General features: G+C 62.6%; 27 protein-coding genes and 1 pseudogene. 14 read left to right on the plus strand and 14 right to left on the minus strand.

Annotated elements, in window-relative coordinates; translation table 11 throughout:
- Positions 1-42 precede the first annotated feature (42 nt).
- Positions 43-408, minus strand: a complete 366-nt coding sequence (locus ACR3FF_RS07525; RefSeq protein WP_458187375.1) for a hypothetical protein — start codon at positions 406-408, stop codon at positions 43-45.
- A 303-nt stretch (positions 409-711) separates the two neighbouring features.
- Between ACR3FF_RS07525 and ACR3FF_RS07530 the strand changes: the two genes are divergently transcribed.
- The 5 genes from ACR3FF_RS07530 to ACR3FF_RS07550 all read left to right on the plus strand — a co-directional run bounded on the left by ACR3FF_RS07530 (position 712) and on the right by ACR3FF_RS07550 (position 5,762).
- Positions 712-1,059: a DUF7344 domain-containing protein gene (locus ACR3FF_RS07530; protein ID WP_458187376.1), complete on the plus strand. Its 348-nt coding sequence runs from the start codon at positions 712-714 to the stop codon at positions 1,057-1,059.
- Positions 1,060-1,107: 48 nt separating this feature from the next.
- The gene (locus ACR3FF_RS07535; RefSeq protein WP_458187377.1) at positions 1,108-1,755 is read left to right on the plus strand and encodes a nucleotide exchange factor GrpE; all 648 of its coding nucleotides are present in this window, start codon (positions 1,108-1,110) and stop codon (positions 1,753-1,755) included.
- Positions 1,756-1,927: 172 nt separating this feature from the next.
- A complete protein-coding gene (dnaK, locus tag ACR3FF_RS07540) occupies positions 1,928-3,826 on the plus strand; it encodes a molecular chaperone DnaK (protein ID WP_458187378.1) in 1,899 nt (632 codons plus the stop codon).
- 99 nt (positions 3,827-3,925) lie between these two features.
- Positions 3,926-5,065, plus strand: coding sequence for a molecular chaperone DnaJ (gene dnaJ, locus ACR3FF_RS07545; RefSeq protein WP_458187379.1), 1,140 nt, complete (start codon positions 3,926-3,928; stop codon positions 5,063-5,065).
- 64 nt (positions 5,066-5,129) lie between these two features.
- On the plus strand, positions 5,130-5,762 hold the full coding sequence (locus ACR3FF_RS07550; RefSeq protein ID WP_458187380.1) for a cupredoxin domain-containing protein: 633 nt from the start codon (positions 5,130-5,132) through the stop codon (positions 5,760-5,762).
- A 66-nt stretch (positions 5,763-5,828) separates the two neighbouring features.
- Here ACR3FF_RS07550 and ACR3FF_RS07555 read toward each other — a convergent pair.
- Positions 5,829-6,212 (minus strand): annotated as a pseudogene (locus ACR3FF_RS07555) (TIGR00366 family protein); the annotation flags it as partial.
- A 95-nt stretch (positions 6,213-6,307) separates the two neighbouring features.
- On the opposite strand from ACR3FF_RS07555, the gene ACR3FF_RS07560 reads away from it, so the two are divergent.
- Complete coding sequence (locus ACR3FF_RS07560; protein WP_458187381.1) at positions 6,308-7,009, plus strand: hypothetical protein; 702 nt, start codon at positions 6,308-6,310, stop codon at positions 7,007-7,009.
- Positions 7,010-7,022: 13 nt separating this feature from the next.
- On the opposite strand, the gene ACR3FF_RS07565 is transcribed toward ACR3FF_RS07560, so the two are convergent.
- From ACR3FF_RS07565 to ACR3FF_RS07575, 3 genes are all read right to left on the minus strand, one after another.
- Entirely contained in the window at positions 7,023-8,987 is a 1,965-nt protein-coding gene (locus tag ACR3FF_RS07565) for an AMP-binding protein (RefSeq protein ID WP_458187382.1), read from the minus strand.
- A gap of 60 nt (positions 8,988-9,047) precedes the next feature.
- Entirely contained in the window at positions 9,048-9,359 is a 312-nt protein-coding gene (locus tag ACR3FF_RS07570; RefSeq protein ID WP_458187383.1) for a DUF7565 family protein, read from the minus strand.
- A gap of 93 nt (positions 9,360-9,452) precedes the next feature.
- Positions 9,453-9,980: an HAD family hydrolase gene (locus ACR3FF_RS07575; protein WP_458187384.1), complete on the minus strand. Its 528-nt coding sequence runs from the start codon at positions 9,978-9,980 to the stop codon at positions 9,453-9,455.
- Positions 9,981-10,152: 172 nt separating this feature from the next.
- Here ACR3FF_RS07575 and ACR3FF_RS07580 point away from each other — a divergent pair, with 172 nt between their 5' ends.
- Positions 10,153-10,887, plus strand: a complete 735-nt coding sequence (locus tag ACR3FF_RS07580) for a PHP-associated domain-containing protein (RefSeq protein WP_458187400.1) — start codon at positions 10,153-10,155, stop codon at positions 10,885-10,887.
- On the opposite strand, the gene ACR3FF_RS07585 is transcribed toward ACR3FF_RS07580, so the two are convergent.
- From ACR3FF_RS07585 to ACR3FF_RS07595, 3 genes are read right to left on the minus strand one after another with little or no spacing between them, the layout of a single operon-like run.
- Entirely contained in the window at positions 10,881-11,360 is a 480-nt protein-coding gene (locus tag ACR3FF_RS07585; RefSeq protein WP_458187385.1) for a metal-dependent hydrolase, read from the minus strand. The two genes, ACR3FF_RS07580 and ACR3FF_RS07585, sit on opposite strands and share 7 nt — an antisense overlap.
- A gap of 26 nt (positions 11,361-11,386) precedes the next feature.
- Entirely contained in the window at positions 11,387-11,914 is a 528-nt protein-coding gene (locus ACR3FF_RS07590) for a CinA family protein (protein ID WP_458187386.1), read from the minus strand.
- A 38-nt stretch (positions 11,915-11,952) separates the two neighbouring features.
- A complete protein-coding gene (locus ACR3FF_RS07595; protein WP_458187387.1) occupies positions 11,953-12,312 on the minus strand; it encodes an ester cyclase in 360 nt (119 codons plus the stop codon).
- Between the two features lie 76 nt (positions 12,313-12,388).
- Between ACR3FF_RS07595 and ACR3FF_RS07600 the strand changes: the two genes are divergently transcribed.
- The gene (locus ACR3FF_RS07600) at positions 12,389-13,489 is read left to right on the plus strand and encodes a pyridoxal phosphate-dependent aminotransferase (protein WP_458187388.1); all 1,101 of its coding nucleotides are present in this window, start codon (positions 12,389-12,391) and stop codon (positions 13,487-13,489) included.
- Between the two features lie 252 nt (positions 13,490-13,741).
- Here ACR3FF_RS07600 and ACR3FF_RS07605 read toward each other — a convergent pair whose 3' ends face one another.
- The 3 genes from ACR3FF_RS07605 to ACR3FF_RS07615 form a co-directional block, all read right to left on the minus strand.
- Positions 13,742-13,969 (minus strand): H/ACA ribonucleoprotein complex subunit GAR1, encoded by a 228-nt coding sequence (locus ACR3FF_RS07605; RefSeq protein WP_458187401.1) that lies wholly within the window; start codon positions 13,967-13,969, stop codon positions 13,742-13,744.
- Entirely contained in the window at positions 13,969-14,250 is a 282-nt protein-coding gene (gene srp19 / locus ACR3FF_RS07610; protein WP_458187389.1) for a signal recognition particle subunit SRP19, read from the minus strand. Before srp19 ends, ACR3FF_RS07605 begins: the two co-directional genes overlap by 1 nt.
- 80 nt (positions 14,251-14,330) lie before the next feature.
- A complete protein-coding gene (locus tag ACR3FF_RS07615; protein WP_458187390.1) occupies positions 14,331-15,392 on the minus strand; it encodes a PGF-CTERM-anchored ABC transporter substrate-binding protein in 1,062 nt (353 codons plus the stop codon).
- A gap of 63 nt (positions 15,393-15,455) precedes the next feature.
- On the opposite strand from ACR3FF_RS07615, the gene btuC reads away from it, so the two are divergent.
- Complete coding sequence (btuC, locus tag ACR3FF_RS07620; RefSeq protein WP_458187391.1) at positions 15,456-16,565, plus strand: vitamin B12 ABC transporter permease BtuC; 1,110 nt, start codon at positions 15,456-15,458, stop codon at positions 16,563-16,565.
- Complete coding sequence (locus ACR3FF_RS07625; protein ID WP_458187392.1) at positions 16,562-17,857, plus strand: ATP-binding cassette domain-containing protein; 1,296 nt, start codon at positions 16,562-16,564, stop codon at positions 17,855-17,857. Before btuC ends, ACR3FF_RS07625 begins: the two co-directional genes overlap by 4 nt.
- A gap of 8 nt (positions 17,858-17,865) precedes the next feature.
- Here ACR3FF_RS07625 and ACR3FF_RS07630 read toward each other — a convergent pair whose 3' ends face one another.
- Complete coding sequence (locus ACR3FF_RS07630) at positions 17,866-18,168, minus strand: hypothetical protein (RefSeq protein WP_458187393.1); 303 nt, start codon at positions 18,166-18,168, stop codon at positions 17,866-17,868.
- A 364-nt stretch (positions 18,169-18,532) separates the two neighbouring features.
- Here ACR3FF_RS07630 and ACR3FF_RS07635 point away from each other — a divergent pair, with 364 nt between their 5' ends.
- The 3 genes from ACR3FF_RS07635 to cruF all read left to right on the plus strand — a co-directional run bounded on the left by ACR3FF_RS07635 (position 18,533) and on the right by cruF (position 21,732).
- Positions 18,533-20,008, plus strand: a complete 1,476-nt coding sequence (locus tag ACR3FF_RS07635; protein WP_458187394.1) for a phytoene desaturase family protein — start codon at positions 18,533-18,535, stop codon at positions 20,006-20,008.
- Between the two features lie 70 nt (positions 20,009-20,078).
- Positions 20,079-20,906, plus strand: coding sequence for a prenyltransferase (locus tag ACR3FF_RS07640; RefSeq protein WP_458187395.1), 828 nt, complete (start codon positions 20,079-20,081; stop codon positions 20,904-20,906).
- On the plus strand, positions 20,899-21,732 hold the full coding sequence (gene cruF, locus ACR3FF_RS07645; protein ID WP_458187396.1) for a bisanhydrobacterioruberin hydratase: 834 nt from the start codon (positions 20,899-20,901) through the stop codon (positions 21,730-21,732). Before ACR3FF_RS07640 ends, cruF begins: the two co-directional genes overlap by 8 nt.
- Here the strand turns inward: cruF and ACR3FF_RS07650 are convergent.
- Positions 21,729-22,676, minus strand: coding sequence for a phytoene/squalene synthase family protein (locus ACR3FF_RS07650; RefSeq protein ID WP_458187402.1), 948 nt, complete (start codon positions 22,674-22,676; stop codon positions 21,729-21,731). The two genes, cruF and ACR3FF_RS07650, sit on opposite strands and share 4 nt — an antisense overlap.
- Positions 22,677-22,764: 88 nt before the next feature.
- Positions 22,765-23,076 (minus strand): GerW family sporulation protein, encoded by a 312-nt coding sequence (locus tag ACR3FF_RS07655; RefSeq protein ID WP_458187397.1) that lies wholly within the window; start codon positions 23,074-23,076, stop codon positions 22,765-22,767.
- A gap of 137 nt (positions 23,077-23,213) precedes the next feature.
- On the opposite strand from ACR3FF_RS07655, the gene ACR3FF_RS07660 reads away from it, so the two are divergent.
- Positions 23,214-23,368, plus strand: a 155-nt coding sequence (locus ACR3FF_RS07660) for a transposase (RefSeq protein ID WP_458187403.1), incomplete at its 3' end; no start/stop codon positions are given.

Consider the following 23,368-nt stretch of genomic DNA (forward strand, 5'->3'; position numbering starts at 1 on the left):
CTCTGCTTTCGGTCGCGGAATTGCTGAAAGTTCGATGACAGGTCAGTCGTCTTCGAGCGCGTCGGCGATGCGCTGGAGCTGTCGAGTGACGTCACGAACCTCGTCCCGGAGCTGTCGAACCTCGCGCGTGAGCTCTTCGTTGCCGCCGGACTCGCTGCCAGGGCCGCCCGGTCCGCCACCCATCGCGCCGGGGCCGCCGCCCATCATACCGCCCATCATCTGGGCGAAGGGGTTGCCGCCCATGCCGCCGGGGCCGCCACCGCCCTCACCGCCGAGTGCCTCTTTCAGGCGTTCGTCACGGTCTTCGTCGCCCTCTTCCGCACGCTTTTCTCGAATCTCTTCGACGCGCTCTCGGAACGATTTCTCCGGTTCCTCCTCGCCATTCTCGTCTGGTTCTTCGTCTGGCATACCTCTGCGTTCTCTCGCCCGCCCGAAAAGGGTTGTGTCCTACGTTGGCACGAGTAGGCCGACGATTCTTCGTGAGGTTCGTTTCGAACGTGAACGTATCCGTGAACGGTCGCAGTTCGTCCGCGAGAATTGGTCGTTACCGCCACACAGCGCGCGCTGAAACTCCCACATCCGAAGTTATCGACCGAAACAATCGAACCCGATACGTCGTCCGCGACGACTCACCTCACGTTACAGACGGTGAACGATGGAAACGGTTGATGGGGTTAAAATTCGCCGGGAGCGATAGTGGAATGGACTCAAATGTCACGCGGTTCTGTCGGCTCGCTGCTCGCCAGCGTGTCTGAGCGTCGCGACCGCTACGTGCTCTATTCACTCACCCAGCACGCCGGAACCGCCCCGATGGAACTGGAAACGCTCGCGAGAGAGGTGGCCGCGTGGGAACGAGGCGTCCCTCCCGACTCGGTGTCGGACGAAGCGTTCGAAGCGGTGCTGGCCGACATCTCGCGGAACCGGCTACCCACGCTCTCGCGGCGTGGACTGGTCGAGTACGACCCACTTAGCGGGCTGGTCGGCCGGCCACAGTACACGCTCTCCGCGGACTGGCTCGTCGACGTCTTCGCCCGGGTCGAAATAGCGTCCCGGTTCTGAACGTCCCGATTCTGAAACCTTAAACGCACGCAGGAACTTTCGACGTGTATGACCGAGGAGGAGGCCGCCCAGACGGCAGACGAGGAGCGAGCCGAACAGGACGCGACGGAAGACGTGCTCGGCCCGGAGGAGACGAACCTCGTCGCGCGGGTCGCCACCGAAGACGAGAGCCTCGCCGCCGAGGTGGAAGAACACGTTAGCACCGTCGAGTCGGAACGACGAGAACTGGAGCGGCAGGTCGAGGATTTAGAAGCGAGACTGAAACGAAAGCAGGCCGACTTCCAGAACTACAAGAAACGGGCGAAAAAACGCCAAGAGCAACTCGAAAAACGCGCGACGGAAGACCTCGTCACCCGTCTCATCGACGTGCGCGACAACCTGAAACGCGCCGTCGAGGAGGACCACGAGAACGTCGAGAGCCTCCGCGAGGGCGTCGAACTCACCCTGAAAGAGCTAGACCGCGTGTTCGAGGACGAGAACGTCGCCGAAATCGACCCGGACCCTGGCGAAGAAGTCGACCCGCAACGCCACGAAGTGATGCTCCGAGTCGAGAGTGACCATCCGGAGGACACCATCGCCGACGTGTACCAACCGGGCTACGAGATGGCCGAGAAAGTCCTCCAATCGGCGCAGGTCACCGTCAGCGACGGCAACGGTGACGAGAGCGAGGAAACCGACGTGGCGAACGACGAGTGAATCGGTTCCGGTCGACCCGAGACACCGGATGGAGTACCGGTTCAACATAAAACTCCCGGATGAGACCGATTCACGTACGTCGAATCGCAAGCAAGCACGGCGGTAGTTCTCAGCGCCACGTCGTGACATCTAGTAACCTTTAACCGGCGCAAACGGGTAGGTTGCCCCAACAATGACGAGTAACAAGATACTGGGTATCGACCTCGGTACCACGAACAGCGCGTTCGCGGTGATGGAAGGTGGCGACCCGGAGATTATCGTCAACGGAGAGGGAGACCGAACGACGCCGTCTGTCGTCGCGTTCTCCAACGACGGCGAACGTCTCGTCGGCAAACCGGCCAAGAATCAAGCGGTTCAGAACCCCGAGAAGACGATTCAGTCGATAAAGCGCCACATGGGCGAAGACGACTACACCGTCGAAATCGGCGACGAAGAGTACACACCGGAACAGATTTCCGCGATGATTCTCCAGAAAATCAAACGCGACGCCGAGGAGTATCTCGGCGACGACGTCGAGAAAGCCGTCATCACGGTTCCCGCGTACTTCAACGACAAACAGCGCCAGGCGACGAAAGACGCCGGCGAAATCGCCGGCTTCGAGGTAGAGCGCATCATCAACGAACCGACCGCGGCGTCGATGGCCTACGGACTGGACGACGACACCGACCAGACGGTTCTCGTCTACGACCTCGGTGGGGGGACGTTCGACGTGTCCATCCTCGACCTCGGCGGGGGCGTCTACGAAGTCGTCGCCACGAACGGTGACAACGACCTCGGGGGCGACGACTGGGACCACGCCGTCATCGACTATCTCGCAGAGGAGTTCGAGAACGACCACGGAATCGACCTCCGCGACGACCGTCAGGCGCTCCAGCGTCTGAAAGACGCCGCCGAAGAGGCGAAAATCGAACTCTCCTCGCGCAAGGAGACGGACATCAACCTCCCGTTCATCACGGCGACCGACAACGGCCCGGTCCACTTAGAAGACAGTCTCACCCGCGCGAAGTTCGAGTCGCTGACCAGCGACCTCATCGAGCGCACGGTCGAACCGACCGAGCAGGCGCTCTCGGACGCGGGGTACAGCAAGAGCGACATCGACGAAGTCATCCTCGTCGGTGGCTCCACGCGCATGCCGCAGGTCACCGAGAAGGTCGAGGAACTGACCGGCCAGGAGCCGAAGAAGAACGTCAACCCTGACGAAGCGGTCGCACTCGGCGCGGCCATTCAGGGTGGCGTCCTCTCCGGCGACGTGGACGACATCGTTCTGCTCGACGTGACGCCGCTCTCGCTCGGTATCGAGGTGAAAGGCGGCCTGTTCGAGCGACTCATCGACAAGAACACGACCATCCCGACCGAGGAGTCGAAGATATTCACGACGGCGGCCGACAACCAGACCTCGGTGCAGGTTCGTGTCTTCCAGGGCGAACGCGAAATCGCCAACAAGAACGAACTGCTCGGCGAGTTCCACCTCTCGGGAATCCCACCGGCACCGGCCGGAACCCCGCAGATCGAAGTCGCGTTCAACATCGACGAGAGCGGTATCGTCAACGTCTCCGCCGAAGACCAGGGGTCGGGCAACAGCGAGGAAATCACCATCGAAGGCGGCGCTGGCCTCTCGGACGAGGAGATAGACCGGATGCAAGACGAAGCGGAGAAACACGCCGAAGAGGACAAAGAGCGCCGAGAACTCATCGAGGCGCGGAACGCCGCCGAAGGCGCAGTCCAGCGCGCCGAGACGCTCCTCGAAGAGAACGAGGAGAACATCGACGACGACCTCGAAGCGGACATCCGCGACGCCATGGAGGGGGTCGAAGAGACACTCGAAGACGACGACGCGAGCAAAGACGACCTCGAGGCGGCGACTGAAGACCTGAGCACGGCGCTCCAGGAGATCGGCAAGCAGATGTACCAGCAACAAGAGCAGGCCCAGCAAGCCGGTGCCGCAGGCCCCGGTGGGATGGGCGGCGGCATGGGTGGCGCAGGTCCTGGTGCTGGCGCTGCGGGTGCCGGTGACCAGAACGCAGACGAGTACGTCGACGCCGACTTCGAAGACGTGGACGACGACGAGTGACGCTCTCGTCTGCGGGTCGGCACCGACGGTGCTGACGACGCGACCGACGACGAGCAGACGGGCGATTCAAATACCTTCCGACTTTAGTAAGAACAACTGATGAGCGAGGATTTCTACGACGCACTCGGAGTGAGTCGGGACGCCGACGAGGACGAGATTAAACAGGCGTATCGCAAGAAAGCCGCCCAGTATCATCCGGACGTAAGCGACGAACCGGACGCAGAAGAGAAGTTCAAGAAGGTGAAGAAGGCAAAGGAGGTGCTCACCGACGAACAGAAGCGTCAGGCGTACGACCAGATGGGCCACGACCGCTTCGAACAGGCCGAAAAGCGCGGTGGCTTCGACGGTGGTGGTGCCGGTGGCGCCGGAGGCAACCCCTTCGGCGGTGGCGGCATGGGTGGCATGGGCGACATCTTCGAGCAGTTTTTCGGTGGCGGTGGCCGCAGTTCGAACCGGCCCCGACAGGGGTCGAACCTGCGTACCGGGCTCGAAATCGACCTCGAAGAGGCCTACGAGGGCGCGACAAAGCAGGTGTCGGTACGGCGACCGGAACGCTGTGACACCTGCGACGGGAAGGGCCATCCAGCGGGATCGGACGTCGAGACCTGCCCTGAGTGTCGCGGTCAGGGGCAGGTAACGCAAGTGCAACAGACGCCGTTCGGTCGCGTCCAGCAGTCGCGGACCTGCCCGCGCTGTGAGGGCGAGGGCGAACTGTACGAAGAGACGTGCGGCGACTGTGGCGGCGACGGAGTCGTCCACCGGCAGGCGAAACTGCAGGTCGACATTCCCGCGGGTATCGCCGATGGGCAGACCCTCCAGATGGAAGGCGAGGGCGCGCCCGGTGAGAACGGCGGACCGAACGGCGACCTGCTCATCGAAGTGCGAGTGCGCGAACATCCCGACTTCGAACGAGACGGTGCTGACCTCTACTATCGGACGCCCATCTCGTTCCCGCAGGCGGTGTTCGGTGCCGAGGTGGAGATTCCGACGCTCGACGGGTCGGTCGAGATGGACGTGCCGGCGGGAACACAGAGCGGCGAGACGTTCCGCCTACGCGGAAAAGGGATGCCGTACCTCCGGCGGCGGGGGTATGGTGACATCTACGTGAAAGTGCAGGTGGTCACGCCCGAGTCGCTGAACAAAGAACAGCGCGAGGCACTGGAGGCGTTTGCAGAAGCCGGAGGCGAAGAAGTCGACGTGGGAAAAGGCTTCTTCGAACGAATCAAGAACAGCTTCTAATTTCCAGCGGTGGGCCGAACGAGCTAAGACCGTGCGCCACGTTATTAAATAGCACTCCCATCGAATGACTCGGGTTACCTTCTCTCGTCGGCAGTTTGTCCAGACAGCCCTTGGAGCGAGTGCGCTGGTCGGTCTCGCACACGGACAGGAAACGACGTTCGAACTCGGAGGACAATTGTCCGGCTGGATTGGCCGCTCGCCGGATGCAATCGCCGACGAAACGAATCCAACGCTCCACTTGCAAGCCGGCGAAAAATACGTCGTCGCGTGGGAGAACATGGACGGCGAACCGCACAACTTCGCCATCGGCGACGGGTCGGGAAACGTCCTGAAAGAGACCGAGGTCGTGAGTCAGAAAGGCACACTGCAGACGGTCGAGTTCACCGCGAAACCGGCGATGGCGACCTACTTCTCGCAGGTGGACGAGGAGACGATGCGCGGGAAAATCGTGACATCGCAGCCGACGACGACCACGAACGGCACCGCGACGACCGCGACGAACACCACCACTACGACTACCTCGACGACTTCGACGACCACGACGACCGAATCGACGGCGACTCCGACGGCGACGACCACCACGACGGAATCGACGCCGGGAACGACGGCGACCGACGATGGACTGCGGGGGTTCGGTGTTCTGGCGGCGCTCGGAACTCTGGCGGGTGTCGCGTATCTGCTCCGGCGGAACGAGTGACGAGTCACCCGTCGTCGGACTACGCCGACGAACAGGTTCGGATATCGACCGTCAACGACGGTGAGTTCACATGGGCAGGAGGGTGATGCCGAGGGTGATGATGAGACCGCTACCGAGTAACACCATCACGCAGTATCCCATGATATCTCGGACGGAGAGCCCGCTGATAGCGAGCAGTGGAATCGCCCAGAACGGCTGAATCATGTTCGTCCACGCGTCGCCCCACGCGGCAGCCATGGCGACGCGCGGAACGCTCTCACCGCTCGTCTGTGCCGCCATGACGAGCGTTTCACCGACGACTGCCCATTCTCCGCCACCGCTCGGAACGAAGATGTTGACCAGGCCAGCAGTGAGGAATGCGACGACGGGAAGCGTCCCGTCCGGGGACAGTTGGACCATCCCCTGTGCGATTTGTGTCGCGAGGCTGGTCGAACCCTCCGGGGCATAACTACGTCAGTGAGTGTCTAGCAACAAAATATAAACGTTCGTCAGACGCTCCGGCGAGAGACCATCGGGCTTTTGCCCACTCCGAGACGAGAACCGCCATGGACACGTTCGCCGACCTCGTCGCTCGTGAGCGACGGAGCGACGACCCGGCCCTGGCGATTCCCGACTCGCGAGGGTACGACTACCACCGGTTTCTCACGACGGCGTGGAAGACCGGAAACTTCCTGCGCCACCTCGGTGTCAGGGAGGGCGTGACCGTCGCCGTCGTTCCCTTACCCACGGCCCCGCCGCTCCTCGGGTTTCTCGGGGCGACCCTGCTCGGTGCGAGCGTCTGGTTCGACCCACCGAACGACGTGGCGGCCCGCGTCTTGCTCGCACCCGGCGAAAAAGTAGGCGAGTACGACCTCCCACCCGGTGGTCAGACCGTCTCCTACGGCGGGCCGGTAGAGGACCCCCACGTTTCACACTTCGAGGCCGACGTGTGGAGCGAGAATCCGGCGTTTCCCGAGACGCCCATCCCCCCCGAGACGACCGCACTCACGGGCGAACACGAGGTCGCTCACGCAGCGTTGCTCGACGCAGGGAAACGGGTTGCGGACCAGTGGGAACTCGAACCCGGTGATTCGGTCGTCGTCCGGACGCCTCTCGCCGACCCGCGGACGGTCGCCGCAGGAGTCGTCGCCCCGCTGGTCGCCGGGGCCGAAATCGACATCGACACCGACCACGTCGGTGAGTTCGCAGTCGCCGACGAGGACGCACCGGAAAAGACGGTCGTGCAGGTCGCGGACGTTCCGCTCTAGGTCGCTCTTTTCTTCAGTTCGCTTCTTCGAGTTTGTCGAGCGAATCGGGGTTCTCGATGCTGGAGAGGTCGCCTAAATCCTCGCCCGTGTAGGTCGCCTCGATGGCCCGGCGGATTATCTTCCCGCTCTGGGTCTTCGGGAACTCGTCGACGAACAGGATTTCGCGCGGGCGGAACGGCTTGCCGAGTTCGTCGCCGACCTGTTCGCGCAGTTCCTCGCGCAAATCGTCGGTCGGTTCGTAACCCGATTCGAGGATGGCGTAGGCGACGACGGCCTGTCCGGTCGTATCGTCCGGCACGCCGACCGCCGCGGCCTGGTTCACCGACCCGTGGTCGATAAGCGCGCCCTCGACTTCGGCGGGGCCGACCTTGCGCCCGGCGACGTTGATGGCGTCGTCTGCGCGCCCGTGGAGGAACCAGAAGCCGTCTTCGTCTTTCTGCGCCCAGTCGCCGTGGTCCCACATGTCCTCGAAGGTCGACCAGTACTCCTCCAGATAGCGTTCGTCGCCAGACCAGAGCGATTTGGTCATCGACGGACAGGAGTCGCGGGCGACGAGGAAGCCTCTCTCGTGCGTGTCCGCGATGGACTCGCCCTGGGAGTCGACGATGTCGATGTCCATCCCGAGGCCCGGGCCGCCGAGCGTGCAGGGTTTGAGCGGTTGGGTGGGCATCGGCATGAGGAAACAGCCACAGATTTCGGTCCCGCCGGAGATGTTGATGATGGGGGCACTGCTCCCGCCGACGTTCTCGTAGAACCAGACCCACGACTCTGGGTCCCACGGTTCGCCGGTCGACCCGAGGAGGCGGAGCGACGAGAGGTCGTGGTCTGCCAGCCACTCGTCGCCGTACTTTCGAAGCGCGCGAATCGCCGTCGGTGAGATGCCGAACGTGGTCAGGCCGTGTCGGTCGATCATCTCCCAGAATCGGTCCGGTTCCGGGTAGTCGGGGGCACCTTCGTACATGAAGACGGTGCCGCCGAAGGCGTGGTTACCGATGAGCGTCCACGGCCCCATCATCCACCCGATGTCCGAGACCCAGAAGAATCGGTCAGCGTCTTTGTGGTCGAAACCGAAGTAGATCTCTTTCGCACACTGCATCAACTGCCCCGCGTGGGTGTGGACGATACCCTTCGGCTTGCCCGTCGTTCCCGACGAGTACAGCAACATCGCCTCGTCGCTGGCGTCGAGTTCTTTCGTCTCGTACTCGTCGTCTTGCGTGAGGACGGCGTCGTCCCATCGTTCGTCGCGTTCGTCGTCCCACGCGACGTCCGCGCCCAGTCGTTCGTAGACGATGTTGTGTTCGACGTGGCCGGCCTGTTCGATGGCCTTATCGGCCGTGTCTTTCAGAACGATGTCGCTTCCGCGCCGGTAGAACCCGTCGCCCGTAAAGAGCACCGAACACTCCGAATCCTCGATACGCGTCGCCGTCGCGTCTGTACCGAACCCGGAGAAGATAGGGACGGCGATTGCACCCACTTTGAGGATGCCGTAGAGAATCGAGATGACCTCGGGCACCATCGGCATGTAGAGGCCGACGGTGTCGCCAGTCTCGATACCGCGCTCTTCGAGGGCGTTCGCCACCTTGTTCGATTCGCGGTGGAGTTCGTAGTACGTAGCCTCCCGCACGTCACCCGGTTCGCCCTCCCAGATGCAGGCGACCCGATTCCGATTCGGATTGTCGACCTGTGCGTGGCGGTCGACCACGTTGTGGGCGATGTTTATCGTGCCGCCCTGATACCACTCCGAGAACTGCGGTCCCTCGCTGTCGTCCCGAACGGTGTCGTAGTCCTCGTAGAATTCGATGTCGAGGTAGTCTACGAGTTCGTCCCAGAACCAGTCGACGTCGTTGCACGTCCGTTCGACGAGTTCGTCGTAGTCCGCAATGTCGTGTTCCTGCATGAATTGCCACACGTTCGTGGATTCGACGAACGCTTCGTCGGGTTCGTGGACGATTTCGTCTACGTCCGCGAGCGTATCCATGATGTACCCTCCATGTGGCAACGATTGCGTACCCGCCTCAAAATAGTTTACTTCGCCACGTCAGGGGAGTTCGCTACCCTTGAGTTCATCGAGTCGCTCGACGACTCGTTGGAGGTCAGCCCGCTCTTCGATGTCGTCTCGGATTCGTTCACGCGTCCGGACGTCGTTGGAATTCGCGTCGTAGGCGCGGACGTACTCGGCGCGCGAGTGTTCGTCGAACGCGTGGCGGATAGCGAAGTAGCCGTCCGGGACGACCGACCCACACACCTTGCACTCTCGGCGCTCGTGTTCCGTCGTCTGGTGGACGATGGCGTCCTCGACGCTGTCGAAGCATGCGCCACAGCCATCGATGTCACATTCCCAGGCGGGCATTCGTATATTGACTCTGTAATCCCGATGATAAAACCTTTTCTTGCCCGTCAGACGACGGCGTCTCGAACCGCCGAAAGGTCCTCGATGGAAACATCAGCCCGTAAGTCGGTCGGTTCGGAGAACCACACCCCCAGGAATCCCGCCTCCTGTGCGGGAAGGACGTCCCGTTTGAGGTCGTCTGCGACGAACACGTACTCGTCTGCGGGAAAGTTTGTCTTTCGCCCGCGCGAAGATTTCCGATTCGGGTCTCCGTGCACCGACTTCACAGGACGCGACGACGGTATCGGAGTACGTCTCCAGACCGCAGATGTCGAGTTTTGCTCGTTGGACGTGCCCCGCACCGTTCGTCAGGACGCCGAGCTCGTGGTCGGCAGACAGGTCGTCGAGGAGGTCGTGTACGCTGTCGGTGACCTCGACGTTCGACAACTCCGATTCGACCAGCACCTCGGCGAACGTGTCTCCGTCGGTCGACAGGGAAAACTCCGTACAGAGGTCGGCCATCGCTGCGCGATACGGTTCCGGATGGCAGTTCGAAAAGTACTCGAGAAACGTCGTCACGTACCTCTCGTGTAATCCGTCGTGGTCGGGAACGTTCGACTTCCGTCTCGCTCGCTCGAACATCTCTTCGAATGAGAGCGATAATGAATCAACGTCCCGTCGAGGTCGAAGTAAAGAGCGACCATCGTTTACTCTTTTCTCACAGGGTTACTTCTAGATAGTGAAACCAGAACTCCTATCGTCCAACCGCGCGAAGAAAGCCAGCGTGACCGACCGCGACGAGTTCCGGGTCGATATGCACGTCAAAGTGCTAGACGAACAGGTCGTACGACGGGCAAAAGAGCGTGCTATCGACGCACTGGTATACGCACCGCATTTCGTTCCCCTACCAGAGATTCGTCGACGCGCAGAGCGGTTTTCGGACGACGAACTGCTCGTCGTCCCCGCGCGTGAGGTGTTCGCCGGCACGTGGCGTAACAGAAAGCACGTGCTCGCCGTGGGGCTCACGGAGCCGGTTCCCGATTTCATTACGTTCACGGCCGCGATGCGGGAGTTCGACAGACAGGGGGCTGCCGTTTTGATACCACATCCCGAGTTCTTGAACGTCGGCGTCTCCGAAGCGGACATCCGGGTTCACGGTGACGTCATCCACGCTGTCGAGACGTACAACCCGAAACACCTGGACCGACACAACGAGCGGGCGAAAGAAATCGTCGATACGACCGACAAACCCGCGTTCGGGTCGTCGTACGCCCATCTCAAGCGAACCATCGGCGAGGTGTGGACGGCACTCAAAACCGGCGTCGAAACCGAAGCCGAACTGGTCGACCAGCTCAAGACGGGGGAGGTGGGTCGGGTCGTCCACCGCTCGGGGCGAACGCACGACCTCCGACGAAGTCTGGAGTTCGCACACCTCGGCTGGGAGAACACGTGGGGGAAGTTCGACCGATTGGTGCTTTCGAGAACCGAAGCGACTCACCCGAGCAATGACACGTACGGCGGTCGGTTCGACGACGTGAGCGTCTATTGAATACCAACGGCGGCGAGACCGGCATCCACGACGTACTGTCGATAGACGAGCATCGAAGCGACAACGATTTCGAACCCAGTCACGAAGAGCGTCACCATCGTCGCGTGCCGACTGCTCACCGAGACGCCGAACGGGGCACCGAACTCCTTTTCGTACGGGTAGAACAGAGCGAGTCCGCGCTTGCTCCCGAGTATATCCAGCGCGTAATGAGTGAGGATGCCGATCCAGACGTACTGGAGGTTCCCGAACACTATCGGGAAGTACACGAACAGCGCGAGCACGGGAAGGTTGTGGAAGGTCTTTCTGTGCTTTCCGAACGCCGTATCGACGTCCGGAAAGAGCGCGCCGAGGACGACCGGAACCCCGACCTCGAGGATGGTGTAGAAGGTAATCGTGTCGCCAGATGGATGCAAGACGTACCCGAGTCCGATGCTCAGGAGTGCGGCGTTCAGGACGTGTTCTTTCCTATTCATTGAAGTTCCTCTCCCACCGTGGCCTATCAACGTTTTCCCTTTTCTTTCACTTCCTCGTACACGTCTTCGAGCGCCCGTCGGGCGATCTGAGCTTTTATCTCTCGTCGTGACCCGTCGAACTCGTAGCGTCGGACGGTCGCGTAGGAGTCGCTAGTCCCCCATTCGCCAGCGTACGCGACGCCGACGAAGACGGTACCCACCGGTTTCTCCGCCGTACCGCCCGTCGGTCCCGCGATACCCGTCGTCGCGACGCTCCACGTCGTGCCGGCGACGTCGCGGACGCCACGGGCCATCTGGCGAGCGACCGGTTCGCTCACCGCGCCGTGTTCGTCCAGCACCTCACGAGAGACGCCGACGTGTTCCATCTTCGCGTCGTAGGAGTAGGTGACGAACCCGCGGTCGAAGTAGTCGCTCGACCCCGCAACGTCCGTCAGGAGTGATCCGATGAGACCTCCCGTACAGGATTCGGCTGCGGCAATCGTCGCTCCCGCTTCGCGGAGTGTGTCCCCCAGGCGTTTCTCTATCGCGTCGTGGTTCGTCTCCGATTCGTCCATGGGTAGACTGAGGCGAGTGGAAGGAAAGAAAGTACGGGTCAGACCGTATCGCGGTCGGTATACGTGGTGCGTTCCGTTATCCGTCCTTCATCGTCGAATCGGTGGAAGTCCGCGAAGCCGAACGACACACGTTCGCCGGCCTGGACGCCGCTGAATCGTCCGCGAACGGCGACGGTGTCGTCACCGACTACCAGTTCGTCGATTTCGTGTTCGCCGTCTTCTATCGGTCGGTCTTCGAGATAGAACTCGCGAAACTCGTTCATCCCACGGAGACTCTCCTGGCCGGGCCGTTCGTAGGCGATGTCCTCTGCGAACAGCGCGAACACGTCTTCGTACGCTTCTGCGTCGATGAACTCGTAGTACGAACGAACTGCGTCTGCGTCGACAGTCGATGCCATCGGTAGAAGATGGTCGTCCGTTGGCTAACCGTTTCGGGGCGAAAGAAAGACTTGCCCGTGCTACGACTCCTCGGGTATGGACTACGAGACGCCACTGTTCTTTCAGGTCATGGCGTACGCGAAGGCGGCCGACCGCGACGTAATCGACATGGTGAGCGGCAATCCCGACTGGGGGTCACCACCGGGTATCGCGGAGGGACTCCACGAGTACGCCGACCTCGGCGGTGCGGACTTTCAGTACCCGCCGAGCGAGGGACTCCTCGAACTTCGGGAGGAAATCGCTGCCCGACGGAACGTCGATCAGTCGCAGGTCGTCGTGACGTGCGGCGGCGGTGAAGCGAACTACCTGGCGATGGCTCGCGCGCTGGAACGCGACGCCGGGGACGAGTTCATCCTGACAGACCCAATCTACCCCTACTATCCGGGAAAAACGAAGATGCTCGGTGCGAAGGCACGGTTCGTCGCCACTGACGACGACGGCCGCCTCGACCCCGACGCAGTCCGAGCACGGGCGAACGACGACACTGCGGCGATCATCGTAAACACGCCGAACAATCCGACGGGAGCGGTGTACGACGAGGAGACGATGCGCGAGTTCGTCGCTATCGCCGAGCAGTACGACGCACTCCTGGTGAGCGACGAAGTGTACGACCACTTCGACTTCTCGGGCGAGTTCACCAGCGCGTTGGCGTTCGATTCGGACCATCGCGTCGTCACGAACTCGTTTTCGAAGTCACTGGCAATCACCGGCTTTCGGGTCGGCTACGCCATCTTTCCGCCGGAGTTGGTAGACATGGCGAAAACGCGTCACATGCTGACGAACGTGACCGGCAGTCGTCCGGCCCAGTACGCGGTGCTCTACGCGCTCCGCGAGACGGGGACGGACTACTACGAAGAGAACCGCCGACTGCTCGAATCGCGGGTCGAGGCGTTCACCGACGCGCTGGACGAAGCAGGTGCGGACTACTCGCGACCCGACGGGGCGTTCTACGTCATGGCGCGATTCCCCGACTTCCCCGGCACGCTGGCGAACGTCGAACGCCTCGTCGACGAGGCGGGGGTGGCGGGGATGCCCGGCGAAGCCTTCGGAACCTCGCGAGACGATTGGTTCCGGTTCGCACTGGTGACGCCACGCACGGAGACGGCGGCAGACCGCCTCGCGACGTACTTCGAGTAGATTTCGAAACGGTACGGAGCGTCAGTGGGTGACAGACCAGTATCGGCACGATGGGAGAAAGGCGCACCCTCGCGGGTTAGGCAGACTATCGGTCTCGGAAGCCGAGGCGTCGGCTTCGAACCGGAGACGTCCACCGAGGTTGGCTCCGTCTTCGTATGTAAACGTTCGTGAGAGCCGCTTTCCCCCATCTCGGGGGCGTGCATCGGTGGCTGGTCCCGGAACGCACGCATCTCGTTACGGAAGCACCCACCGTCACCGTGCGTAGAGCTTCGACCCGACGAGCGTCGGCAGCCGCGTGTCCTCGTTCGGCGACACGGCGAGATACGGCCGCGAAACGGGACCGAACACGTCCACGACTCTGCCGACGCTCTGCAAACTCTCGTCTACCACCTCTGTTCCCAGGTCCGGATGCTCTTCGTCCGGCGACTGAACGATGGCGAGGCCCTGTGCCGTCCGGACGACCTGTCCGAGTCGCTGCATCATTCTCGCATGGCCGTGACGTACGCCGCGACGGCCTGGATGAGGTCGTTCTTCGAGGAGTCGTCCGCGTTCTTGACCAGCACACGGCCCCGCGTTTCCCATCCTTCTCGCGAGTAGGCTTTGTCGCGTTCGATGACGGTGTCGTACCCGACCTGTTGGACCGCACGAGCTATTTCGTCCACCGTCGGGTCCCCGACGGCGGTGCGTTCGGGCACTCGCCGTCCCTCACTCCGAGTCAAATCCGCGTCGAGATACGCGGGCCAGATGACTATTTCGACCATATCCCTCTCTCCGTAGTCCCGCGTTAAACGCCTTTTCGTGTCGCTCTCCTCGGACAGCCGCGGAGAATCTGCACCGCGTCTCACTCACGTCGAGCGAGGAGCGACACCAGCACGAACGCCACAAGTGCGGCGGGCGTCCCGAAACCGGGCTGACCGCCGGAGTCGCTCACGGTCGTCGTGGCCGTCTCGCTCGTTTCCGTCTCGGCGTCCGTCGTCTCGGTCGTCGTGGTTGTCGAGTTCGCCTCGGCGTACGCCTCCGGATGGAGGGACTTCGCCAGCGTCGCGATGGGGTAGACGATTCTCGGTGCGGGTTGGCTCGCGTAGTTCGGGTTCAGCGACACCGTGTTGTTCTGCTTCGCGGCAGGCGTGTCACTGTAGGCGTCGGGAACCTTCGCACCGGCAGAGAGGACGAACCACTCGGGTTGCTGTTCTACGACCACCTCGTTGCTGATCTGTTTGTACCCCTCGATGTTGGCTTCGGCGGCGACGTTCGTTCCGCCGGCCGTCTGGATAATCGTGTTCAGGAACGTTCCGTTTCCGGCGGTGAAACCGCCACTCATGACGTACAACACCTTCGGACGGTCTTCGCCTTCGACGGCCTGCTCGACGGTGCTCACGCGGTCTTTCATCCACGAGACGGTCTCCGCCGCGCCCTGACACTCACCGGTCAACTGGCCGGTGAGTTCGGTCTTCGCGTAGATGTCGTCGAGCGATTTCGATTCGCGGAACTTGTACACCGTCAACCCTGCCTTCCGAAGTTTCTCGACGGTCTGGTCCGGGATGACGTTCGGCGCGAGAACGAGGTCGGGTTCCTGTGCGACGACCTTCTCGGGAACGACGGCCGTCATCCCGGCCCCCGAGACGTTCGCCTTCGTCCCTGCACCGTCCAGATACGCCGCGTGCTTCGTGACCCCAACCACCTTCTCTTTCCCTCCTATCTCCCACATCGTCTGGGCTGCACTCGGCGAGAGCGTGACTATTTTCTGCGGTTCTTTCTGAATCGTGACCTCGGTACCCGTCGCGTCCGTCTTCGAAATCGGAAACGAACAGGCATTCTGCGTCGCGCCGGCGGTGCCGACAGCACCGACGGCGCCGAAGATTGCGGCTACGACGAGCATCGTCGACAGCAGTAGGTGTTTCATGACAGTCGGCACGTCGAGACTATCCAATAAATATTTACCTAAAGCAACTGGACTTGGACACAGATGCGACACGGGAGGCGGCTAACGACGTGGTGTGTGGGGTTGACGGCGGCGCTGGTGGTCGTCGTGTTGGCGAGTGCTGCGACAGGCCCGACGTCGGTGTCACCGGTCGTCGTAGCGAAAAGCCTGCTCAACGCGCTAGCGGTCCCGACTGGCGTTCGATTCGTCCAGCAGACGCTGTCGGTTCCCGGCGGACTCTCGGCCGGCGTCCCCGTCCCGAAGTTCGCGTACAGTTCCGTCTTCTCGTTCAGCGTGCCACACACCGCGGCGGTCATCATCACCCACCTCAGAATGCCCCGAATCGCGCTCGCCGCGGTGGTCGGCTTCGCCCTCGCCACCGCTGGCGTCGTGATGCAAGGGTTCTTCCGAAATCCGATGGCAGACCCCTCCATCATCGGCGTCTCCTCCGGTGCGGCGGTCGGTGCGGTCACGACCATCGCCTTCTCGATTTCTCTTCCCTTCGCGCTCCCCGCGTTCGCCTTCGTCGGTGCGATACTCGCCGCCTTCGGCGTCTACCTGCTGGCGACCCAGAACGGCCGAACGCCGGTCGCCACCCTCTTGCTCGCCGGCGTCGCCGTCCAGACGCTCCTCGGTGCGGTCGTCTCGTTCCTGCTCCTCGAAAGCGGCGAGAGCCTGCGAGAAGCCGTCTTCTGGCTGATGGGCCACCTTCATTTCGCGTCGTGGGAGAAAGTAGCCATCGCGTTGCCCGTCTCGCTCCTTGGATTTCTCGTCCTCGCCGCTTTCGCACAGGAACTCAACGTCCTCTTGCTCGGCGAGGATGACGCCCACAACCTCGGGGTCGAAGTCGAGCGAACCAAGCGACTCCTGCTCGCCGTCGCCAGCATCGTCACCGCCGCCGCCGTCGCGGTGTCGGGCGTCATCGGGTTCGTCGGTCTCGTCGTCCCCCACGTGATGCGCCTGCTCGTCGGGCCGGACCACCGAATCCTGCTTCCGACCAGCGCGCTCGCCGGGGCCGTCTTCCTCGTCGCGACCGACACCGTCGCCCGGTCTGCGGCGGGCGCGGAACAACTACCGGTCGGCATCGTCACCGCGTTCCTGGGCGCGCCGTTCTTCCTCTATCTGCTCCGGAAACGGGAGGTGCACGCGCTGTGATTCGAGTCGAAGACGTGACGCTCACGCTCGGTGACTCTCGCGTGCTTGACGGCGTGGACGCACGGATTCCGTCGGGACTGTTCGTCGGACTCGTCGGCCCGAACGGTGCGGGCAAGACCACCCTGCTTCGAACGATGAACGGCGTCCTATCGCCCGATTCGGGTCGCGTACTGGTCGGCGGCGACGACGTTTCTTCGCTCTCCTCGAAGGAAGCCAGTCGTCGGGTAGCGACCGTTCCGCAGGACACCTCGCTCTCGTTCGACTTCCCCGTCAGAGACGTGGTCGCCATGGGGCGCAACCCCTACCACTCCCGGTTCGGCGGCCGAGTAGAGATGCCAGTGGCGGACGGTGCTGGTGGGTCGCTGGCCGACACGAACGGAACGAACGCGGGTGCGACCGACGGGGAGGTCGTCGAACGTGCAATGGAGCGAACCGAGGTGGCGCGATTTTCGGACCGCCCGATTACTGCCGTGAGCGGGGGGGAACGCCAGCGAGTGCTGCTCGCCCGCGCGCTCGCACAGGACACGCCGGTACTCCTGTTGGACGAACCCACCGCGAGCCTCGACATCAATCATCAGGTTCGAACGCTCGAACTCGTCCGTGAACTGGTTCGGGAAGGGAAGACGGTCGTCGCGGCCATCCACGACCTGAATCTCGCCGCTCACTACTGTGACGACCTCCTCTTGCTCGATTCGGGGTCAGTGCTCTCGTCCGGCCCGCCGACCGAGGTACTGGCCGAGGACACGCTCCGCGAGGCGTTCGACGCCCGTGCGGTGGTCTCTCGTCATCCCGTGACCGGGTCCACCTACGTGACCGCACTCCCGGAACGAACGACCTCTCCGACTCCCGAGGGGCGCGTCCACGTCGTCGGTGGCGGTGGGACGGTCTCGCGCCTGCTCTACTTGCTCTCTGCGGCGGGATACGAGGTCTCGGTCGGCGTACTGAACGAAGGCGACTCCGACCTCGAAACCGCCCGACTGCTCGGGTTGGATACGGTGGTCGAAGAGCCCTTTGCCCCCATCGGTCCCGGTGCGCGGGAGGCAGTCGAAACACGCATCGAAGCGGCGGACGTGACCGTGCTGGCAGACGTGGAAATCGGTGCGGGCAACCTGTCGAATCTCGAAGCGGTTCGTGACGCGGAGTCGGTAATCGTCGTCGAAGAGCGTCCGTTCGAGGAACGAAACTACGCTGGAAGCGACGCGGCCGTGTGCTATCGGTCGCTCTGCGAACGCGGAACGGTCGTGTCGCCGGACGAACTCCTCTCGGCAGTCGAAGACGCCCTCGACGACTGAACGGGCACTCAGGCGGTGTACCGCTCTTGTACCAGTTCGAACAGCATCAGTGCGGCGAACGTACTCGCCGCGAGCATGACGATGGCCGCGATGCCCACCGGTACCGAGGGTGCGAAGACGGCACTGACGCCGAGTAGCGCGCCGGACAACAGCGCCGCTCCGAATCGTTTCACGCCCGAGAGTGAGACGAAACGTTTGGCGATCGTCGGGTCGAGACCGACGATTCGAGACCAGACGACGCACAGCGTCGTGAAAACGAGAAACGAGAGGAGGGCGGTGCCGAGTAGTAGTAAGAATGCGTCGAGTTGCACGTCAGTCTCTCCGTTGGAACTGAGACCGTAATACGCGGATATAAATCTATCGAAAATTATATATTTACCGCGTAAGGAAAGGTGTGCAGCGTGTGACACCGATACGCCGGGATGAGAACTTTCGTGAGAGGATTGGTGACACTGTGGAAGGAGGCCAACCTTCCGCCAGAGCCTCTGGCGCCGCCGGGTATCTGCTCACACTAGCACGCTTGCGCGCCCGAGTCAGGAAGGGCGCACTGGGAGAGACGGACTCCCATACCTTTGTTATACGCCAGCTAAACCTTCCGAGAAATGACCTTATACAGTGGAAAAACCCAACTCGTCAGGGGGTCGCTTTTATTTTCGTCGCGCACTGACAACGTGTATGAACCTCGCTGACAAGTCCACCGTCGTCGTCGGGAGTGGGTTCGGTGGGCTGTCGACGGCGTGTTATCTGGCTGCTGCCGGTGCCGACGTGACCGTCGTGGAGAAAAACGAACAGCTAGGCGGACGGGCGAGTCGGCTCTACGCCGACGGGTTTCGCTTCGACATGGGGCCATCGTGGTACCTCATGCCCGACGTGTTCGAGCGATTTTTCGGCCACTTCGACCGGACGCCGAGTGACTACTACCGATTACAGCAACTCGACCCACACTACCGAATCTTCTTCAAGGACGGGGACCAAGCCGATATCCTCCCCGACCTCGAACGGAACAAGGCGCTGTTCGAGTCGTACGAGTCGGGCGCTGGCGAGCAACTCCAGCGGTATCTCGACAGGGCGAAGGCGAACTACGGCGTCGGAATGGATCACTTCGTCTACACCGACCGCAGTCGCTTTCGGGACTACGTCTCGTGGGACGTGGCGAAGAACGCTCGCGGCCTGAACCTCCTCGGGTCGATGCAAGACCACGTCGAGAAGTTCTTCGACCACCCGAAACTCCAGCAGATAATGCAGTACACGCTGGTCTTTCTGGGTGGTTCGCCGAAGAACACCCCGGCCATCTACAATCTGATGAGCCACGTCGATTTCAACCTCGGCGTCTACTACCCAGAGGGTGGACTGGGTGGCGTCGTCGACGGCATCGCCGAGCTCGGCGAGGAACTGGGCGTCGAGTATCGCACCGACTACGAAGTGACGGGAATCACGGGTCACGAAGACGACTTCCTCGTCCACAACGGCAGTCAGACGACCGCCGCAGACCTCGTCGTGAGCGACGCCGACTACGCCCACACCGAACAGGAACTCCTTCCGCCGGAGGCACGCCGGTACAGCGCCGACTACTGGGATTCGCGCACTTACGCGCCGTCGGCGTTCCTCCTGTACCTCGGCGTCGAAGGGGACGTCGAACCGCTGGCCCACCACACGCTCGTCCTGCCGACCGACTGGAACGGCCACTTCGACCAGATATTCGAGACGCCCGCGTGGCCCGACGACCCGGCGTACTACCTCTGCGTACCGAGCGAGACCGACGACTCGGTTGCCCCCGACGGGCACAGCAACCTGTTCGTCCTCGTGCCGATCGCACCCGACCTGCCGGACGGTCCCGCCATCCGAGAGCAGTACCGCGAGAAGATACTCGCCGACATCGCCGCGAATACGGGAGTCGAACTCCGCGATAGAATCGTCTTCGAAGAACAGTTCTGTATCTCGGAGTTCGCCGAGCGGTACAACAGCACCAAGGGAACGGCGCTCGGACTGGCCCACACGCTCCGCCAGACCGGTCCGATGCGCCCCGGCCATCGCTCCCCCGAGGTCGAGGGACTATACTTCACCGGGTCGTACACCACGCCCGGTATCGGCGTGCCGATGTGTCTCATCAGCGGTCAACACACCGCCGACGCAGTGCTCGAAGACCGATAATCGAGCAATCGTCGAGGCTCGAACCCCATCGGACACCCCGAACCTCGACCGAAATCGCACACCACACACGATGATTCGATACCTGTTTCGACTGTCTCGCCCTCGATTCTGGCTCTACCTCACCGGGCCGGTACTGGTGGGTCTCGCCTACGGTGCGTCGTCGGTCGAGGGACTGCTCACGCTCCCTGCACTCGCCCTCTTCGCTTACTTCCTCGTCCCGGCGAACGTGTTCCTCTACGGCATCAACGACGTGTTCGACGCCGACGTGGACGAGGGAAACCCGAAGAAAGACGACCGTGAAGTCCGATATCGCGGGAGTGGGTACGTCCCGGTCGCAGTCGTGGGTTCTGCCCTCCTCGGTCTCTCGCTCCTTTTCGTCACGCCACGAGTCGCGTGGCCGTGGCTCGTCGGGTTTCTCGTCCTCGGGGCGGAGTACTCCGCGCCGCCGCTGCGATTCAAGACGACGCCGCTGCTCGATTCCGTCTCGAACGGCCTGTACGTCCTGCCGGGGGCCGCAGCCTACGCCGCACTCGCCGGAAACACCCCACCCGCACTCGCCGTCGCGGGGGGGTGGCTCTGGACGATGGCGATGCACACCTTCTCTGCAATTCCCGACATCGAACCCGACCGTCGGGCCGGAATTGAGACGACAGCGACGATGCTCGGCGAACGGGGAACGCTCGCCTACTGCGGACTCTGCTGGCTCCTCGCTGCCGGCTCGTTCGCCCTCCTCGACCCGCGGGCCGGACTGCTATTGTTGGCCTATCCCGTTCTCGTCGTGGCGTGGGTCGTCGGTGACGTACGAATCGACCGGGCCTACTGGTGGTATCCGGCCATCAACGCCGCCGTCGGCATGGTGCTGACGCTCGGCGGCCTCTGGAGGGTCGTCCGTGGATAGACGCGACGCGGAGACGACGCTGGCGACGCTCGTCCGAGAGAATCGGTTCACCATCGCCGTCGTCTTCCCGCTCGTCGGCGCGTCGCTGTTCGTGGCGGGCCACGAAGGGTGGCTTCCGCCGTGGCTCGCGCGCAGTTCGCTTCTCATCCTCTTCGGGACGCTCGTCATGCGCTCGCCCCTGGTCGCCGGACTCGCCCCGACTATCGACCGGCGGGCGGGGGTCGCACTCCTCGCACTGACTCTCTACACCTACGGGGTGGAGTTCGTCGGCGTGACGACCGGGTTTCCCTACGGCGAGTTCAGCTACGAACTCGAACTCGGGCCGATGCTGTTCGACACGGTACCGGCGGGTCTCCCCGTCTTTTTCTTCCCACTCGTGCTAAACAGCTATCTGCTCTGTCTCCTCTTGCTCGGTCCGCGGGCGGACTCGCGCAGTATGCGATTTCTGGCCTCGCTCGCCGTGGTTCTCGTCGTCGACCTGGTGTTAGACCCCGCGGCCGTCGCGCTCGGGTTCTGGTCGTACTCGGCGGGGGGTGCGTACTACGGTGTCCCCCTGTCGAACTACGTCGGGTGGGTAGTGAGCGGGGTGGTCGCCGTCGGACTGGTCGAACTCGGGTTCGACTGGCGCGTGCTCAGCGCTCAACTCGACCAGTGTGAGTTCATGCTGGACGACATGGTGAGCTTCGTCATCCTCTGGGGTGCGATGAACGCCTACTTTACGAACTGGATTCCGGTCGGCGTGGCCGCGTTGTTGTTCGTCGGTCTGCGTCGAATCGACCGGTTCGACTTCGCCGTCTTTCGGTCGCCTCGAAGAACGTCTTCCTAGCGCGTGGGTGTCGGCGACCCGGTTCCCGCGCGCCGTCCGTCCCCCTCGGGAATCGCACTCACGGTCCTGAAGACGGTCTCCGGGTCGTGACAGAACTGCCAGTGCCAGCGCGTCCGGGCGAGCACCCACGCCATGCGGGCGAGACCGAGTTGGGGCGTCGAAGACAACACGTCGTACTCCCGCGCTCGGATGAGCCGATGGTGTTCCGCGTAGAGGACGGCGGCGAGGAGGACGGGAAACTGGCAGTCGGCGGGGAGATACTGGATGCCGGCGACGCCCTGCCAGTAGAGCGACTCCGCCCGTCGGAGTTCGTCGCGCATGACCGCGGCGAACTCGTCGGAGAACGCCAACCGTCGAACCTGCTCGTCGGTGACGCTATGGCGGTCGAGCGTGGTCTGTGGAAGGTAGATGCGGTCGCGCTCTTCGACGTCCTCTCTGACGTCTCGCAGGAAGTTGGTCAACTGGAACGCCTCGCCCAGCGCCGTCGCGTGTGGGCGAGCGCGCTCGGGGTCGTCCGCGCCCGTGACCGCGAGCATCATGCGCCCGACGGCGGCCGCCGACCCGTTCATGTAGGCCTCCAACTCGGCGTAGTTCTCGTAGCGTGCCTTCTCGATGTCCGTCGCCATCGCGTCGACGAACGAATCTATCTCCGCGTCGGGGATGTCGTACTCGTCCGCCATCTCCCGGAAGGCGGAGAGGACGGGGTCGTCGGTCGACTCTCTCCCCACCGTCTGCCGTCGGAGTCGCTCCAGTTCGGCGTACTGTTCGTTCGCGGGGACGTCTCCCGCGTCGTCTACGACTTCGTCCGCCGTCCGAAAGAAGGCGTACAGGACGTACGTCGGATGGCGCACCCGTTCCGGAAGGAATCGGGTCGCGACATAGAAGGTCCGTCCTGTTCGACGATGTATCGCTTTGCTCGTTTCGACCTGTCGTTCCGTGACCATTCGAGAAACCCCCGACCCGCTGGTGGCGTTCCATCCAAGTACGAGGGCCTCGTTCATAAATTGTTTGTACCAACTGGTCCGACAGGGGTCAGTTGCGTTCGAAGAGGACACCGAGTACGAACCCAACGGCCAGAACGATACCGACTCGACGGGCATCCGAGAATCGGACGAATCGTGTCTCGTCCGGCGTGAGTTCGACGATGCCGACCGGTGTCGCGCCGACACCGCCACCCAGTCCACCACCGGATTCGTCTCCGCCACCACCGAACCCGTACCAGACCTTCGCTACCGGGACGACGGTCCTGTCGCCGACTTCTATCGGGTCGCCGTAGACGGTCTCGACACCTGCGTTCTGACTGATGCGTTCTACCACCGATTGCAGCTGTTCGAAAAGGTCCATATCGAAGACAACGCTGACCAACGACAAGGAATTTCTGGAAGGGGCGACCTCGGAGCCTATAGAGCTGTATATAATCCAATCGCTCATCTGTAGCGGTGAATACTTTCTCATGACTGGAGTTCGTAGCCTTCCCCAGCATGGTCAGCAGAGAGAGTGTCAACGAGGTCTTTCTGCCTGACAAAGAGGACTGTTTAGAGTATCTGCGTGATCAGCGATGGCCGGACAGGGTGACGTGTCCGCACTGCGAGAGTGCGGACACGATCAAGAAGGGAACAACACGAAAGGACGCTCA

This window comes from Haladaptatus ordinarius (assembly GCF_054177595.1).